Origin of the sequence: Mesorhizobium loti (assembly GCF_013170705.1) — a bacterium.
In the GTDB taxonomy this organism is placed as follows: Bacteria; Pseudomonadota; Alphaproteobacteria; order Rhizobiales; family Rhizobiaceae; genus Mesorhizobium; species Mesorhizobium loti_D.
This window is the reverse complement of the sequence record NZ_CP033334.1, coordinates 6468153-6482149: the sequence shown is the minus strand read 5'-3', so window position 1 is coordinate 6482149 and position 13997 is coordinate 6468153. Positions and strand designations below refer to the sequence as shown.

General features: G+C 57.1%; 9 protein-coding genes and 5 pseudogenes. 6 read left to right on the top strand and 8 right to left on the bottom strand.

All coding sequences use genetic code 11. The features are described from left to right. Window positions 1-296: 296 nt before the first annotated feature. The 3 pseudogenes from EB815_RS31540 to EB815_RS31535 form a co-directional block, all read right to left on the bottom strand. A pseudogene (locus tag EB815_RS31540) lies at window positions 297-1391 on the bottom strand (IS110 family transposase). Window positions 1392-1415: 24 nt separating this feature from the next. Next, window positions 1416-1520 (bottom strand): annotated as a pseudogene (locus EB815_RS34315) (IS110 family transposase); the annotation flags it as partial. 54 nt (window positions 1521-1574) lie between these two features. Further along, window positions 1575-1745: pseudogene (locus tag EB815_RS31535) on the bottom strand (IS5/IS1182 family transposase); the annotation flags it as partial. A 492-nt stretch (window positions 1746-2237) separates the two neighbouring features. On the opposite strand from EB815_RS31535, the gene EB815_RS31530 reads away from it, so the two are divergent. From EB815_RS31530 to EB815_RS31505, 6 genes and pseudogenes are all read left to right on the top strand, one after another. After that, complete coding sequence (locus EB815_RS31530; protein WP_246740209.1) at window positions 2238-3824, top strand: carbamoyltransferase C-terminal domain-containing protein; 1587 nt, start codon at window positions 2238-2240, stop codon at window positions 3822-3824. Then, on the top strand, window positions 3706-4143 hold the full coding sequence (gene tnpA, locus EB815_RS31525; protein WP_081295079.1) for an IS66-like element accessory protein TnpA: 438 nt from the start codon (window positions 3706-3708) through the stop codon (window positions 4141-4143). The genes EB815_RS31530 and tnpA overlap by 119 nt, the downstream gene beginning before the upstream one ends. Further along, complete coding sequence (gene tnpB, locus EB815_RS31520) at window positions 4140-4490, top strand: IS66 family insertion sequence element accessory protein TnpB (protein WP_023782575.1); 351 nt, start codon at window positions 4140-4142, stop codon at window positions 4488-4490. The genes tnpA and tnpB overlap by 4 nt, the downstream gene beginning before the upstream one ends. A gap of 72 nt (window positions 4491-4562) precedes the next feature. Next, window positions 4563-6146: an IS66 family transposase gene (tnpC, locus tag EB815_RS31515; protein ID WP_065005554.1), complete on the top strand. Its 1584-nt coding sequence runs from the start codon at window positions 4563-4565 to the stop codon at window positions 6144-6146. Next, the gene (locus EB815_RS31510; protein ID WP_245303377.1) at window positions 6098-6742 is read left to right on the top strand and encodes a UPF0149 family protein; all 645 of its coding nucleotides are present in this window, start codon (window positions 6098-6100) and stop codon (window positions 6740-6742) included. Before tnpC ends, EB815_RS31510 begins: the two co-directional genes overlap by 49 nt. Before the next feature lie 94 nt (window positions 6743-6836). After that, window positions 6837-7013: pseudogene (locus EB815_RS31505) on the top strand (carbamoyltransferase C-terminal domain-containing protein); the annotation flags it as partial. A gap of 315 nt (window positions 7014-7328) precedes the next feature. Here EB815_RS31505 and EB815_RS33790 read toward each other — a convergent pair. The 5 genes and pseudogenes from EB815_RS33790 to proX form a co-directional block, all read right to left on the bottom strand. Further along, window positions 7329-7688 (bottom strand): annotated as a pseudogene (locus tag EB815_RS33790) (IS110 family transposase); the annotation flags it as partial. 153 nt (window positions 7689-7841) lie between these two features. Next, window positions 7842-8435, bottom strand: coding sequence for a HupE/UreJ family protein (locus tag EB815_RS31500; RefSeq protein WP_065005154.1), 594 nt, complete (start codon window positions 8433-8435; stop codon window positions 7842-7844). Window positions 8436-8495: 60 nt separating this feature from the next. Next, on the bottom strand, window positions 8496-11093 hold the full coding sequence (locus EB815_RS31495; RefSeq protein ID WP_155767362.1) for a CehA/McbA family metallohydrolase: 2598 nt from the start codon (window positions 11091-11093) through the stop codon (window positions 8496-8498). 462 nt (window positions 11094-11555) lie between these two features. Beyond that, on the bottom strand, window positions 11556-12071 hold the full coding sequence (locus tag EB815_RS34310; protein ID WP_432430890.1) for an SDR family NAD(P)-dependent oxidoreductase: 516 nt from the start codon (window positions 12069-12071) through the stop codon (window positions 11556-11558). Between the two features lie 79 nt (window positions 12072-12150). Then, window positions 12151-13122, bottom strand: a complete 972-nt coding sequence (gene proX / locus EB815_RS31485; protein WP_065005156.1) for a glycine betaine/L-proline ABC transporter substrate-binding protein ProX — start codon at window positions 13120-13122, stop codon at window positions 12151-12153. Window positions 13123-13997 lie beyond the last annotated feature (875 nt).

Genomic DNA, 13997 nt, shown 5'->3' with positions numbered 1-13997 from the left:
TGTCCACGCAGGGGCTCATACATTTTGCCAGTGGTTGTAGAGCCGGTGCTTCATCCTCGGGGAGATCGTCGTTCGCCCTGGTATTTATGGAGAGGACGGGGGGTCGAAGGCGCTGCCATACCGAACGGTCCTTTTGGTGGGCGACCGCAGCCAATATGTTATATTGCGGCGTGCCAGGCGGACATCTCCAACTCGTCCTTTCCGGCGCGGAGGCTGCTCGTACTGTCCGACTCTCGTTACCGACGCGACATGGCCCACTCGGCAAATGAGTATCGGCTTCGGGCGTTTGGAAAGGCTCAAATAATCTTACCGCGCACGGACCTTGCTCGATAGGGCTGCTGCCTCGGTGGTTTACCAATCCTGACGTCTTGGGTTGACCAATCCGTTGGCCGACGTAAGCGGGTTGACCAACAAGGACGCCTAAATTCCACGCAAATCCAATTGCTTAATGCCAGTCCAGAATTACTGTCATTGAGGCCATTGGTAAACTCGGTCTTTGGATCGCGTACGCTGCTTTCGGTCGAACAGTGTGTCAGGATAACCGCCGCGGCTTCGTAGAGAAGCCCCCGCAGATGTCGATCCCCGCGCCGGGATATATGGCCATCATAATCGACTTCTCCCGATTGGTATCGGCGGGTTGTCAGGCCGATCCAAGCCGCGACAGAGCGGGACTTCTTGAAGTTGTTTGGATCCTCAATGGCGGTGACGAAAGAGGTCGCGGTGATCACGCCGATGCCGGGTATCGACATCAGGGTGCGGCAGGCTTGGCTTTGACGAGCATCCGCAAGCAGTTGGCGCCCGACCTCGGCGGCGCGAATGCGAATGCTGCGCCAGGCCTCCAGCATGGTAGCACGATACGAACAAGCTCGTTCTGATCGATAAGAAGGCTCCGGACGTTCTTTTCGAATGTAGTTCCCTTACTGCTGGGACGAGCAGGCCAAACGTTTTCACGATCCCTCGGATCTGGTTGGAAAGCTCGACGGTGATCCGGACCAGTCGGGTGCGTGCTGCCACGAGCGTGCGGATCAACATGCTGTCGAAGCCTTTAACGCGCACCTCGCGAGAAAGAACCCAACTTCAGCAAGATGCGCCAAACCGTCGGCATCGTTCGCCTCCGTCTTGTTCGCCGCCATATCAAGTGCAGCTTTGGCATGGCGAGCGTCGATGCAGACTGCTGGCAACCCCTCGCTGCGCAGGGAATGATATGACCATACCGACAGCGGGCCGGTTTCGAATACGATGCGCTTTGCGGCCTGTGCCCGCTTGCGGACAAGCTCGGCAATGATGTTGGGATCAGATGTGCACTTTCCGCGCCAGATCCGTTCGCCTCCACGGCGGATCGACACTGCCGTCTCTTTCATCGATACGTCGAGACCGATATATTCTGTCATGGCTGTTCTCCGCTGATGCTGGGCCCGGCGTCGGCTGACTTTCTGCGACACGATAACACCGTCATTGGCGATGCCATGCAGATGGAATGATTGTTTCCCGAGATCGATTGCCAGCGGATTCATTGTCATTGCTTTCCTCCTTCAAACTGCATCACCCATTGGCTTGCGAGATATCGATGCGCTGCGGCGGGGCAGGATCTGGAAGCCCTTCTGGTCGTCGGATCTGCGGATGATCTCTACCACGAAGTCCAGGTCGGCGGCCTTATTCATGAGCTTTAGCCTGTCATAGGCGCCGTCGGCGAACGGATGCTTCACCCAGGGACAACGCTTGCGGATATAGTCCAGGATCGCCTGAATCCTCGTCGCAATGGGAGGCAATTTCATTCGCCGAAACGCTCATACCCCCGCTTTGGCATTATGATGCGAAACAGAATCTTTGCAATCGTCAATGAATAGAAATTTGGCCGTTATACTTTAAAAATGAATTTAACATTTAGAAGCCTGATTTAACGGAAGTTTATTCCCAATGGTGACGATCTGCGCTAAGTTTCTAATAGCTATTGCATCCGGCTTGCCACCGTAATCGCAGCTTCCGCTGGCCAAACGAGACGCATCTCGGCGTTGCTGAGAGCGGCTGGAGATCGTGAAATGAAACGGCCTGTTATATTACATGGCAGTATGTCATACGGCAATGGAGCGATGCTGTGCCCGCCAATGTGCAGAAATCTCTCGCATAACAAACGGGACTTCGAGGTACTTCCTTCCTTCCTTGACAGAAGCTCGTAAGGAAATTCTATTGTCTTATCAGTCTACCATTGGTGACCTTCATTTGTAGGAGCTTGACACATGAGGATAATTTCATTTAAACCGCACCATGACGGCACAATTGCAGCACTAGATACGTCATCAGCCGAGCTCATCTATTCGTACGAGGCTGAGAAAGATAGCTTCCCTAGATATTCGGCAGTTACCCCTACGACTGTCCTCGACGCCGCTGGCCGCCTGGACGCCATTCCGGATGTGGTTGCTGTCGGTGGGTGGGAGAGGGCAGGATTCAGACGCCACGTCTCCGACGCGGCAGACTACTGCGGGATAGCCGCAGGGTCCGAGATTGTCGGCGAGAAGACAATCTTCGGCAGGAGGGTGCATTTCTATTCTTCTACGCACGAACGCTCCCATCTTTGGTGCTCCTATGGCATGTCCCCATTTCCCACCGGAATGCCCTGTTATGTGCTGACCTGGGAAGGATTACTCGGCGATTTCTATGAAATCGATGAGTGCCTGCAGGTCGTGCATTTAGGAAAAGTGATGGCAGGCCCTGGCGAGAAGTATTCGTTCCTCTATGCCCTGGCTGATCCGAAATTCACATTGCCCCAAGAACGGTTTCGCTACGAAGATGCCGGCAAGCTAATGGCGCTTTGCGCCTATGGGGAGGCGGGATCGCCTGACCGGGACGAGCAGGCGCTAATAGATTTCCTGCTTCCAAGCGATCCGAACCGGTTGTATAATGAGGATTTGCGGAGTTCGCCCTACTCCAATATTGGCGTAACCCATCAGAAGTTCACCAACCTTGCTAGGCGATTTTCGGACGCCATCTTCGATTCGTTCCACACCTTTGCGAAGAAAAACCTCACAAAGGGATTCCCTCTGCTGATTGGCGGCGGGTGCGGGTTGAATTGTGAGTGGAACCGCCGGTGGGTAGAAACAAACCTTTTTTCCGATGTTTTCATTTCTCCATGCACAAACGACGCAGGGTCGGCAATCGGAACCGCAGTCGACGCGATGCGGCATTTCACTGGCAACGCTAAGATTAAATGGAACGTCTATTCAGGTCAGCCTTTTATATTTGACGAGATCGACCGGACCGGACTCGAGGCCCATCCGCTCGACTACGACCAAGTTACCTCGGCGTTGCTCAGCAACAAAGTGATCGGCTGGGTCCAGGGGAATTGCGAGATCGGGCCACGGGCGCTCGGCAATCGATCGATTCTCGCAGCACCCTTCTCAAAGGCAACCCATGAGCGCTTAAACCGCATCAAGAACCGGGAGGGTTTCCGCCCGATCGCACCGGTTTGCCTGGAGCAGGACGTCGCGCTCCATTTCGATTTGGCACGCCCGTCGCCCTACATGCTTTTTTTCCAGAAGGTTCTCGATAGCAGGTTGAAGGCCGTCACGCATGTCGACGGAACAGCGCGGGCGCAGACAGTTTCTCGGGAGCAGAACCCGCGCCTCTTTCAGCTGCTTACCTCGTTCAAGGGTAAGCGGTGCGCCAAGGCACCTTGCAATAGGCTGATAAACATGGAGCTTTCGCGCCATGACATTGGAACATGCGAGGGGCGATATGGTCGCCGAGATCAGCGGCGGCGCGCCGGCCGAAGATTGTGCAGCGATGCCCGGGCGCGTGCGGCAGCGAAGGCTGTGGAGTTGCACTGAGAAGCGCGCGCTGGTCGACCTGGCGAGCGCGGCGGGGTCGTCGGTGCCTGAGGTCGCGGAGGCGTTCGGCGTAGCTCCATCCCAGCTCTATGCGTGGCGCAAGCAGATGGCCGGCGGCGAACTCGAGGCCGATCGGGCGATGGCAACTTTCGCGCGGATCGAAGTGAACGATCTGCCCGAGGTCGAGCGTCCCGTCGCCGATTGCCCGGACCCGGCCGGCAGGATCGTCGTGGCCTTTCCGAACGGCGCGCGCTTGCGGATCGACGGGACCATCGATCCGACGGCGCTGCGTATCGTACTGGCGGAGTTGACCAGGTGATCACGGTGGTGCCGACCGACCGGATTTACTTGTGCTGCGGTGAGACCGATATGCGCCGCGGGATCAACAGCCTGGCGCGGATGGTGCAGCAGGTGCTCGCGCTCGACCCGCATTCCGGCGCGATCTTCTGCTTCCGTGGACGCAAGGGTCATATCATCAAGATTTTGGCGCATGACGACCAGGGGTTCTGCCTTTTTACAAAACGCCTTTCCGATGGGTGTTTCGCTTGGCCGACTACCAAGGATCAGGTGACCGTGTCGCTCACTAAGGCACAGCTTTCCCTACTTTTGGACGGGATCGATTGGCGCCGGCCGAACAAGATTTATCGACCGCGTCTGGCCGGCTAAATTAGGCCGTTTCTCATTGATTTTGTGTCGATTTTGCTTCCGTAGACGAGGTCTTTCGGGTATGTAATTTGGGTGTCGGAACAAGCTCCCTCCATCGCTGATTTCCTCGCCCGGATCGCCACTCTGGAGGCGGCCGTTTCCGCCCGTGACACCGCCATTGCCGAACGCGATGAGCAGCTGCGAAGAGAGCGCGCCGAGGCCGCGCTTCGCATCCAGCGCCTGCAGCTGCGGATCGATCGCTTCAACCGCAAGGCCTTCGGCCGCTCCTCCGAGAAGCTCGGCCAGATGCAGCTCGAACTCGAAGATCTCGAGATCGATTTCGCCGCCAGCGTGCCCGATCTCGAACTGCCTATCGTCGCGGACAGCGACAAGGTGCGGGTGTTGCCGCTGCGTAAGCTTAACCCCAACCTGCCGCGCAAGCGGGTCGTTCGCGAGCCGTCTTGCGCATGCTGCCCGGGCTGCGGCGGCGATCTGCGCGCCATGGGCGAAGATAGCGAGGAGATGCTCGATCTGGTCGCCCAGGCCTGGCAGGTGATGGAGACCGTTCGACCCAAGTACAGCTGCCGGACCTGCGATAAAATCATCCAGGCGCCGGCACCAGCCAAGGCCATTGCTCGCGGCAAGCTCAGCTATGCCGCGCTCGCCCATATCATGATGGCCAAGTGGGGTTATCATTTGCCCTTCTACCGTCAGGCCCAGATGATGGCCGCCAAGGGCGTCGATATCGAGCGATCCACGCTTGCGCGCAGCGCCGGCTACGCCGCCGCCTTGCTCGATCCGATCTACAACCGCATCCGTGAGATCGGCCGTACCCGCAGCAAGATTCACACCGACGACACGCGGCTTCCGATCCTGGCGCCCAGCACCGGAACGACGCACAAGGGCGCGCTCTGGGTTTACGTCGCCGACGACCGCAACTCGGGTTCGCAGGAGCCGCCGATCGCCTGGTATCGCGCCACCATGGGCCGAGCCGGCGAGAGCGTGATGACCGAGCTCGCCGGATTTGCTGGCACTCTTCAGGCCGACGGTTTTAGCGGCTACAATCAGCTCTACAAGGGCGGCGCCATTCGCGAAGCCGCCTGCCTGGCCCATCTGCGTCGCAAGATATTCGACGTTCACGACAGCCAGCCGACCGAGCTCAGCACGACGGCCATGGCCGGTATCCAGGCGATCTACCGGATCGAGGAAGAGATACGTGGGCTGCCGCCCGCCGAGCGATTGGCCGCTCGACGAAGGCGTACCCGACCACTGGTCCGCGCGCTGCGACGACAGCTCATGCGCCAGGGCAAGGGTTTGTCGCGCCATGCCGATATCGCCAAGGCCTTCGCCTACGGCGCCAAGCGATGGCGCGCGTTCAATCGCTTCCTCTACGATGGCCAGCTCGAGCCCGACAACCTGATCGCGGAGCGCGCCATTCGTGGATTTACGGTCGGAAGGCGCAACTGGCTTTTCTCGGGTAACTTTGCCGCGGCAGAGCGGTCAGCGGTCGTGCTCAGCATCATCGAGACCTGCAAGCTCGGCGGCGTCGATGCCGAAGCCTACATGGCCGATGTCACCGAGCGCATCCAGAACGACTGGCCAGCCTCGCGCTGGGACGAGCTGATGCCATGGAACTGGGCGCGCCGCGAAGAGATGCCGCTCCCGTTGGCGGCATGAGCGCGCTCGATGCCACGGCGCTGTCGGACGAGGCGCTCGAGGCCTGGATGGCTGCCAAGACCAACCGCCCGCTGGTGCGGACGATATCGGCGCTGGATGGCTTCGTAACGGCGGCGGTCACTGGGCCGCGCTACCCGGACCCGCAAGACTGGATGTGCCCGCTCATGGGGTTGCGGCGCGACGTCGTGGCCAAAGGCTCTGCAGCCGATCACGCCGTGTTTGCCAGCGTCGCCAGGATCCACAACCGGATCAACGAGACGCTCTTCGACAGACCGCAGGATTATGCGCCCCGCTTCGCAACCAAGCCCAGCGGCGGCATCGACCCGCGGCCGTGGTGCCAGGGGTTCTACGCGGCCATCAATCTCAACATCAAAAAATGGAAATCGCTACTCGACCTCAACAACCCCAACCACGGTCTGCTGCTGCCGATCCTGATCTACTGCGTCGACAAAAAGGGCAGGCCCGTCCTCGGCAAGCCCAGGCCGGGGCCCGAGACCGCGCGCTTCATCGAGCACGAGGCGTACAAAGACATCGCCCTCGTCATCCCCGCCCTGCGCGAACTCCACTACGTCACCCGTTATGACGCTCCGAAGTGATCGGCGCCGGCGCGCCGACCAACGATCGATCTAACCATCAAGACGATTTCGGGACAGGTGCCTTGGCGCACCGCTTACGTTCAAGGCGAAAAGCGGGGTCGGTGTTCTTTGCAATACATCGCTGAACTTCAATGGCACTGGGTTCATCAATCGTGCAAGCGATTTGCTAACGTATGCCCGGGCCACAGGTCTCGACGGATTTGTTATCAATGATGCTTTTTATATTCTCAAGAAGACGCCCTTCGCCGCGTCGTTCCGACAGAAAGTTTGAGTTTGCGGAATTTCTCTGCCCGTGGCTCGCGCTCCACTCCGCGTCCGAGGTTCCTCGGACTGTCAGAGCCGATCCTCACCACCGGAGGAAGAAACGGCGATCGTACGCCATCGATTTCCGGCTATGCTTACCGCAATTGTCGTAGGTGGATAGAGCAAGTGCACGGAGCGGAACGCGGCGACCGGTTGTGCGGTAGGAAGTTTCGGAAGGGGCGATCGGGCGTTGGCACTGGCCGTACGCCGCCAAGGCGCAGATCGTGCCGGAAAATTCGACCGGGCTCGACCGTTGAGCATCCCGAGGGCACCCAGACTGAGAAAGGGCTCGGGTATCCTTGCAAGTCACCGATTTGGCATGAATCGGGCGGTTCCATTCCATCCGCAGCAATTGGGCTATCCCGCGTGCATCCTTCCGGTCGTTCTTCAACGGCCGAGAGCGCCGCCTTCACGCGCCGCGTCTTGAGCAAAACCGCGTCGGCCAGCGGCCACAAGCCCGGCATGCTGCCATTGCGACAATGGCCGGCCTCGAGCCCAATGCGGCCGACAGACAATTCCAGTTCGTCGAAATAACGGACCAGTGCCTCGGGTTCGTTGGCGATCTTGGCCTCGCACACGATCGTTCCCCAATGCATACGCTGCTGTTTTCCAGAGAGATATCGATTCCCGGATAGTGTTCCATGGCTGTTCCTCTCATGATGCTTGGAGCCGATCGCTCGTACTCTGTTTCAACCCGATCATTCTGAGGGACAGCCGCCCAACCTAGCTATGCTCGCAAAGGCCGGCCCATTACGGCACGGCATGTCGGCGATTCCACTCGGAGAAACGTCCTCCGCTAGACCGCGCCGACTATCAGGCTGAGGCCGGCCGCGGCGATCGCCACGCCCGCCAGTCGCACGACGCCTCGAAAACGCCGGCCCGGCAACAAACCCGAGCCGATACCTACGCCGTGCAGTAGTGCCGTGGCAAGGAGGAAGCCAGACAGATATTGAATTCCACCCGTGGTCTCTGGAATCTCGGTGCCATGCGCATGGCCGTGGAAAAAGGCAAAGCAACCGATCACCATTGCCCCAGCGGCCACAGGCAAGTCCACCGCGGCGGCGATTAGCAAGCCGAGCGTTAACATCGAAGCGAGTATGATGGGCTCGACAAAGGGAACCGGCACGCCAGCGATCCCCAGCCCGCCACCAGCAAGCATCAGCCCAACAAACGCTGCCGGCCATGTCCACAAAGCGGATCCGCCCTTCCGCGCCGCCCACAGTCCGACCCCGACCATTACCATGATATGGTCAAGGCCCGAGAGGGGGTGGGCGAAACCGGCGGCGAACGAGTCAGCCGAGCCGACCACGGTGTGGGACGAGGCCGGCCCGCATGCAGCTGCAAGCATAATTGGCACGAAAGCTAGCCTAGTGGATTTGCTTTTGGTCATCGGATTTTCCATGGAGCGTCATTCCCTTAATAATTTACGCGCGCTTTTCGTGTGCTTCTGCTAATCATGATCAGAATGGTGGGCGCCAACAGTATGTGTGTGGTCAAAACCCATTCTATGCATTCGGTTATGTAGGCGTGAATGCGCCGACTGAAGCAGAAGCCGCATTTCTTTATACCGTTTGGCGTCGGCGCGGATTCCTGTTGTATCAATATAAGCCATTGCGCCTTCGATCTGGTCTAGGATTGTCAGTGCGTCAGCTGCTGCGAAAAATTGAGAGCCTTCGACGTCAATCATCACTGGCGACGAGTGGGCGGCAATCATTTCAGGTTTGTCGTCGTATTTCGCTCGAAGAAGCAATGCGATCCACGCACTTTTCTGGATACGCACTGACCAACTTCCGGCATCTTGCCCTGGCCTGAGGGTGCGGCTTTCCTTGACCTCACCATTCACGACCAGGTCGATTCTGGTCATCGGCACGATTACACTTGCCGCGTTCCAGCTAACGGTGACGGTGCCCCCCGCTGAAGGCAGCCCAAAGCGGCTGCCCATGGGTTTTCCGTCGACATCAAGATCTATGAGAGGGCCTGTGGTCACAAATGTATGGCCTGAGCGGACGGCGTTCATCCATGTCTCATACGAGAACGCCTTGTGCTCGGGGATTTTAGCGTACGTCCGCATGGCTCCCACAGCGAATTCAGCGGACATCTTATCCGTCCCGGCCACCGCCGGAATCAGGTATCCATTGTTCAGGTAGCGGTACCAATCGGAGAGAGAATAAGCGTTGATGCCACTGTACAAGTCCCTGAAGGACGTCATTTCCACGGCGTCCGCTTCCCCAAGGACTATCGTCGCAGCGTTCTCCAACCGAGGATCCGGAAAGTGGGGCAATACGACAAGGCCGCCCTGCTTGCGACATTGCTCTGCCCATTCGGTGAGGAGGACGTCGACCGAGTCTCCGAGTGCAGACTCGTCGGGGCCACCAGAGCACAACGGCAAGATCATGTTGCCCGAATAGCCGAGTAAGGAAATGTGACCGAGCACATGCTGGCGGTTTTCGGTGCCGACGCGGACCAGAAATTCGCCCGTGCCGCCGGCCGCCTTTGTACCAAAGGTTGTGTGACCATCGAAATCCCCGACGTTGGTCATCAACTCTCCCCATTGGCTGGCTAAGAGATTGATGACGTTCACGCCCTCAGCTGCACCTTCCAGCATGGCTGTTGCCGGGGAAAGAAAATGGACGTGCGTATCCGCAGTGACCCAGCCCTGCTCGCGCCAATGAAGAGCCTTTTCTATTTCTACGGTAATTTGCTCTGTATCTCGGGTGATGGTGAACGTTTTTCGGACCGGCCTGATTTCAAAACCCTTGGTGATCTCCAGGTAAACCTCACCCAGTGGCAGGTCGATCGTTGCCTGCCCAGAAATGTAGGTTGATAGGTGATTGCCATGGCAAAAATCCGGGCTGTAATTTTCGAACCACAGTGGATTGGGGTTTCGACTTCGATCTACTGGAGCGAGGTATTCCCCCTTCCTACCGTGGACGTGAAGTTTAACGGGAACTATCTTATTCGTTACTGCCTCAACGACGCGAAGGCTCACACGCTGATCCGCACACTCTATTAGCTCCAGTACAAGCTCGTTGTCAGAAATGCGGGTTTCAAGGTCGCGAATAGCAATGCGGGTACCGCCCTTCAAATGGAATTCAGCGTCTTCATGAGCGGCGTATTCGACCAGCACCTCATGGGAAGCCACCGCGGGCTGAAGGTTTTGACGTGTCTGTTGCCATTCCTCCGTAGGATAGACGAGCCGCGGGCGGGCGGCGATAACCAGGCCCAAATCGAGTTGGATCTGGTCCAAGAGACTATGCTCGCCGCGAGCCGGATCGAAGCTCAGTTCGGACGGCGTCCTGAGCAACAGTTTCTTGCGCTTCTCCCAACGGACAGGCGTGGAGCGAGTGTCTCCTGCCGATACCGCAGATACTACCAAAGGACCGCAGAGCGGTTCGAACCTGAGTGCCTCTACTGCCTTCTCCGGGTGTGGATTTTCGAACGCCCAAACGAAGTTCATCCACGGTACCGCATCTTCGAAAATGAGCTGCTGCTGCCGCACTCCCCACCCTATGGGGTGGTGGTGATCAGCCGCGTCACTTCTAGGCCTCGGCTGATCGGTAACACTGAACGAAAGAGGGCGAGGCTTTATGGCTGGGACAGCCTGGGTGCAATGCTCCCCCCATCGAAAGAGAAAAGATCCTACCTGATGTCGCCGCCGGATTTCTGCTCTCTGCTCGGAACCATCATCGTAAATCAGGACATAGTCCGCCGCGTGTTCGCCGAGCTGGCCGATGCCTCGCATCGGAGAAATAAGCCCATTTTGATCCAGGGAGAGCGGACGAATATCAGATGCGTGTAAGAATGCGAACCATCGAGCTGTGGTCGGCGAGATTTTGAGTGTAAGCGGCTGATCGTGGAGCAGAACCGGGCGCCAAATTTCAAACGGGATGCCCATGGCCACACGGGAGCCTGAAAGCGCGAAGGGGGCCGCTTGCGCCAGCTCGGCTGACACGTTTGGATGTCGTGCAAGCTCCTCGAACGAGAGCGTGCCGTGAAAACTGACAGGCCGGAACAGCGGTGAAGCCGGGCCGTCTACGTGCATGCTCATACGTTGATCCTCCAAATGCCGGGGCTTCTACACCGGAGAAGCCATCAACAAGTCCTTTTGAATTCTCTAGAGGAGTGTCGGATCAACTACGCGATTCAGATATGTGCCTGCACATCGATTCAATCCCTCTAAGAAGGCGCTCTCGGGCCGGCCTCGGCGCGACCATCAAAACCTCGGTATGCTGCAGCACGAGCTGTTCCTTTGCAGAATTGATCGCTGAGTAGTCTGGTAATTAGGCTGCAAGAAAAGGGGAACGCACCCTTCAAAGGCTGCTCGATTGATACTCGATAGGTGTGCTAAATGGTGCTCCGGCGGCTCCGGCGAACGCGCCTTCCGTGTACTTGTTCGAGCCGATTCAACCAAGAGTCCACTACCATGCATCCAGTGTCGGATCCGTCTAAATGGCAAACACGCTGTTAAGGTAGGGTGGAGAGCTCTAGCCACCTATATATGATCCGCCATTCACGTGCCCATGATGTAGGTCGACTCGTTGCTGCATAGGAACGCCACCTTGGTGAAAGCCAAGACCCCACCTTTCGACGCTCCGTAGTGGACGTGCTCAGGTGAGCAGCCTTCGTGCGCCGCGGACGACGCGATGTTTACGATTGTTCCGCCGGACCGGATGCAAGGAATAGATCGCCTACAAATGTAGAACATGCCGTCAAGGTTTATTGATTTCGTTCGGCGCCACTGCGCATCTGTCATAGTCGCGAATGGTTGATCCTCGAAGATTGCTGCTGCCGGAATCACATGGTCGATATGCGAGAACCGAGCAATGCATGTCGATACAACGGCGTCTGCATCGGATGGTTTACTTGCATCATAGGCGACTGGTATCACCCGTTGGCAAGTTGGATCCAAGGAAAATGGCAATCTCGAGACGCTCTCCTCATCACAGTCAGCTAGCACCATGGGCGCGCCTAACCGGTGAAAAGTTCGAGCGATAGCGCTGCCGATCCCACCAGCAACGCCCGTCACAATGGCAACTTGGTTTACGAGGCTGCTATCAATCAATTGAATTCTCCTCCGGCATCGAACCCCGGCGTAGAGAAACTAGTTAATTCGCAGCTTTCGCCTCAGCGATCCATTCCGCCCACTTCAACTTGTTGGTTGAAATCCATTCCAAAGCTCGCTGTTTGACCTGATCATTTGAGTTTTCGCCCTTGTAGATACGCAGGTCCTCTGCACTCAGGTCTTCGGTCGGAATTTGGACAAGCTCGAACAACTTTTTAGCGGAGGAATTCTCTTTGACAAATGACGTTGTGGCGACAATCCGCTGCTGCATCACTGGAAAGCCGAGATTTCCCAAACCGTCGACCGTGGTGTTGCCCGTCATGCCGTTTGGCAGCTCGGCTTTCTTAACGTTGAGGAATACAACCTCCTTTCCGGGCCGGAGTATGCTCGACACCCAAAGTGGGGTCCAGGTGTAATAGAGTGTTGGCTTCCCCTCTTTGATCCGTTCGATTGCGTCCGGTATGATCGCAAAATACCCGCCCTGCTTTTCCTCCACAGCATCGCGCAGCCCATACGAGTCGAGGTGATGCTCAATAATTACCTCACAACCCCAACCCGGCTCGCACCCATAAAGATCAGCTTTCCCATTGCCATCAATATCGAATAGCTTCGCCTTCTCGGGATCTTTAAAATCCTCTATATACTTAACGCCCGTTGCATCTGCGGTCTTCTTATCAATTAAATAGCCTTGTATACTATCGGCGGCAATGTGCCCGAGACGAGTTAGGACGGCGTCCCCGCCGTTTTCTTTTAGGTACTGGTCGTGTATCGGCTCCGCATAGGCGGCAAAGAATGTAGCGTCTCCTTTCGCCATCGCAACGTAAGCCAGTTGAATCTGAAGTTGCACGGGGTCTGCTACATCATACCCGAGCTGCCGTAAGCCCTCATCGACAATGTAGGTCTGCATCAGGTTTTCTGTGATACCATCCCATGCTGGTATTACTTTTTCGCTAGCAAATACGGTCGGCGCGGAAAGAACAGAACCCACAAGGATGGAGTAGAAAATTGATCTCATGACCTATGCTTCCATTTTCTCATCTTGTTTTTTGTAGCCCCTAAAAGCTGGTAGCTTCTGCATCATCTATACGATAATCGTCTCAATCGATTCGTCTATTATTGTATTCTGCGCGGAAGTGTCCGTCTGGACTCCTGGTTTAATCCTGAATTGATTGACATGCGGGAAGCGAGTTTCGGCCGGAGTCGCCTGATTGGATCTGAAAAGCATCTCTCCCTGAATGTCGTTTTAGCACCCGCACCGAAAATCGGATCGGAAAAAAACAAATGGGGCGGTTGAGTTTTCGGCGGGGGCAAAGGAAGCAGTTCGTGCGGCATACCGACGTTTTGGAAGGTCGCGCCCACGGAGAGGAGATCGCGTCCTGTGACGTCATCATTGTCGGCGCTGGGTTTGCGGGCATGTACATGCTGTATCTTGCCCGCCGTCTGGGCCTATCCGCTGTCGTGCTTGAGACGGCGTCGGGGGGTTGGCGGAACGTAGTATTGCAACCGCTATCCGGGGACGCGCTGCGACGTTGAAAGCATGCAGTACTCGTACTCGTTCTCGGACGGAGCTTCAGCAAAAGTGGCACTGGTCAGAGCGGTATGCGTCCCAGCCGGAGATCATGGCGTATGCGAACTAGTGGCAAAGAAGTTCGATCTTCTTCGGGACATAGAAGTCAACACTCGAGAGTGACAAGCGCGGCGTTCCAGGAAGAAGATTTCCGGTGGATAGTGTCGACTGTTCGAGGAGCGCGGTATCGCGCCAGGTGGCGTGTAATGGCGACAGGGTGTTTGTCCACCTCCCAAACCCGCAATATCCAGGGGGTGGATACCTTCAAGGGTCAAATCTATCACACCAGAAACTGGCCTCATGAGTCGGCCAGTTTGGCTGGT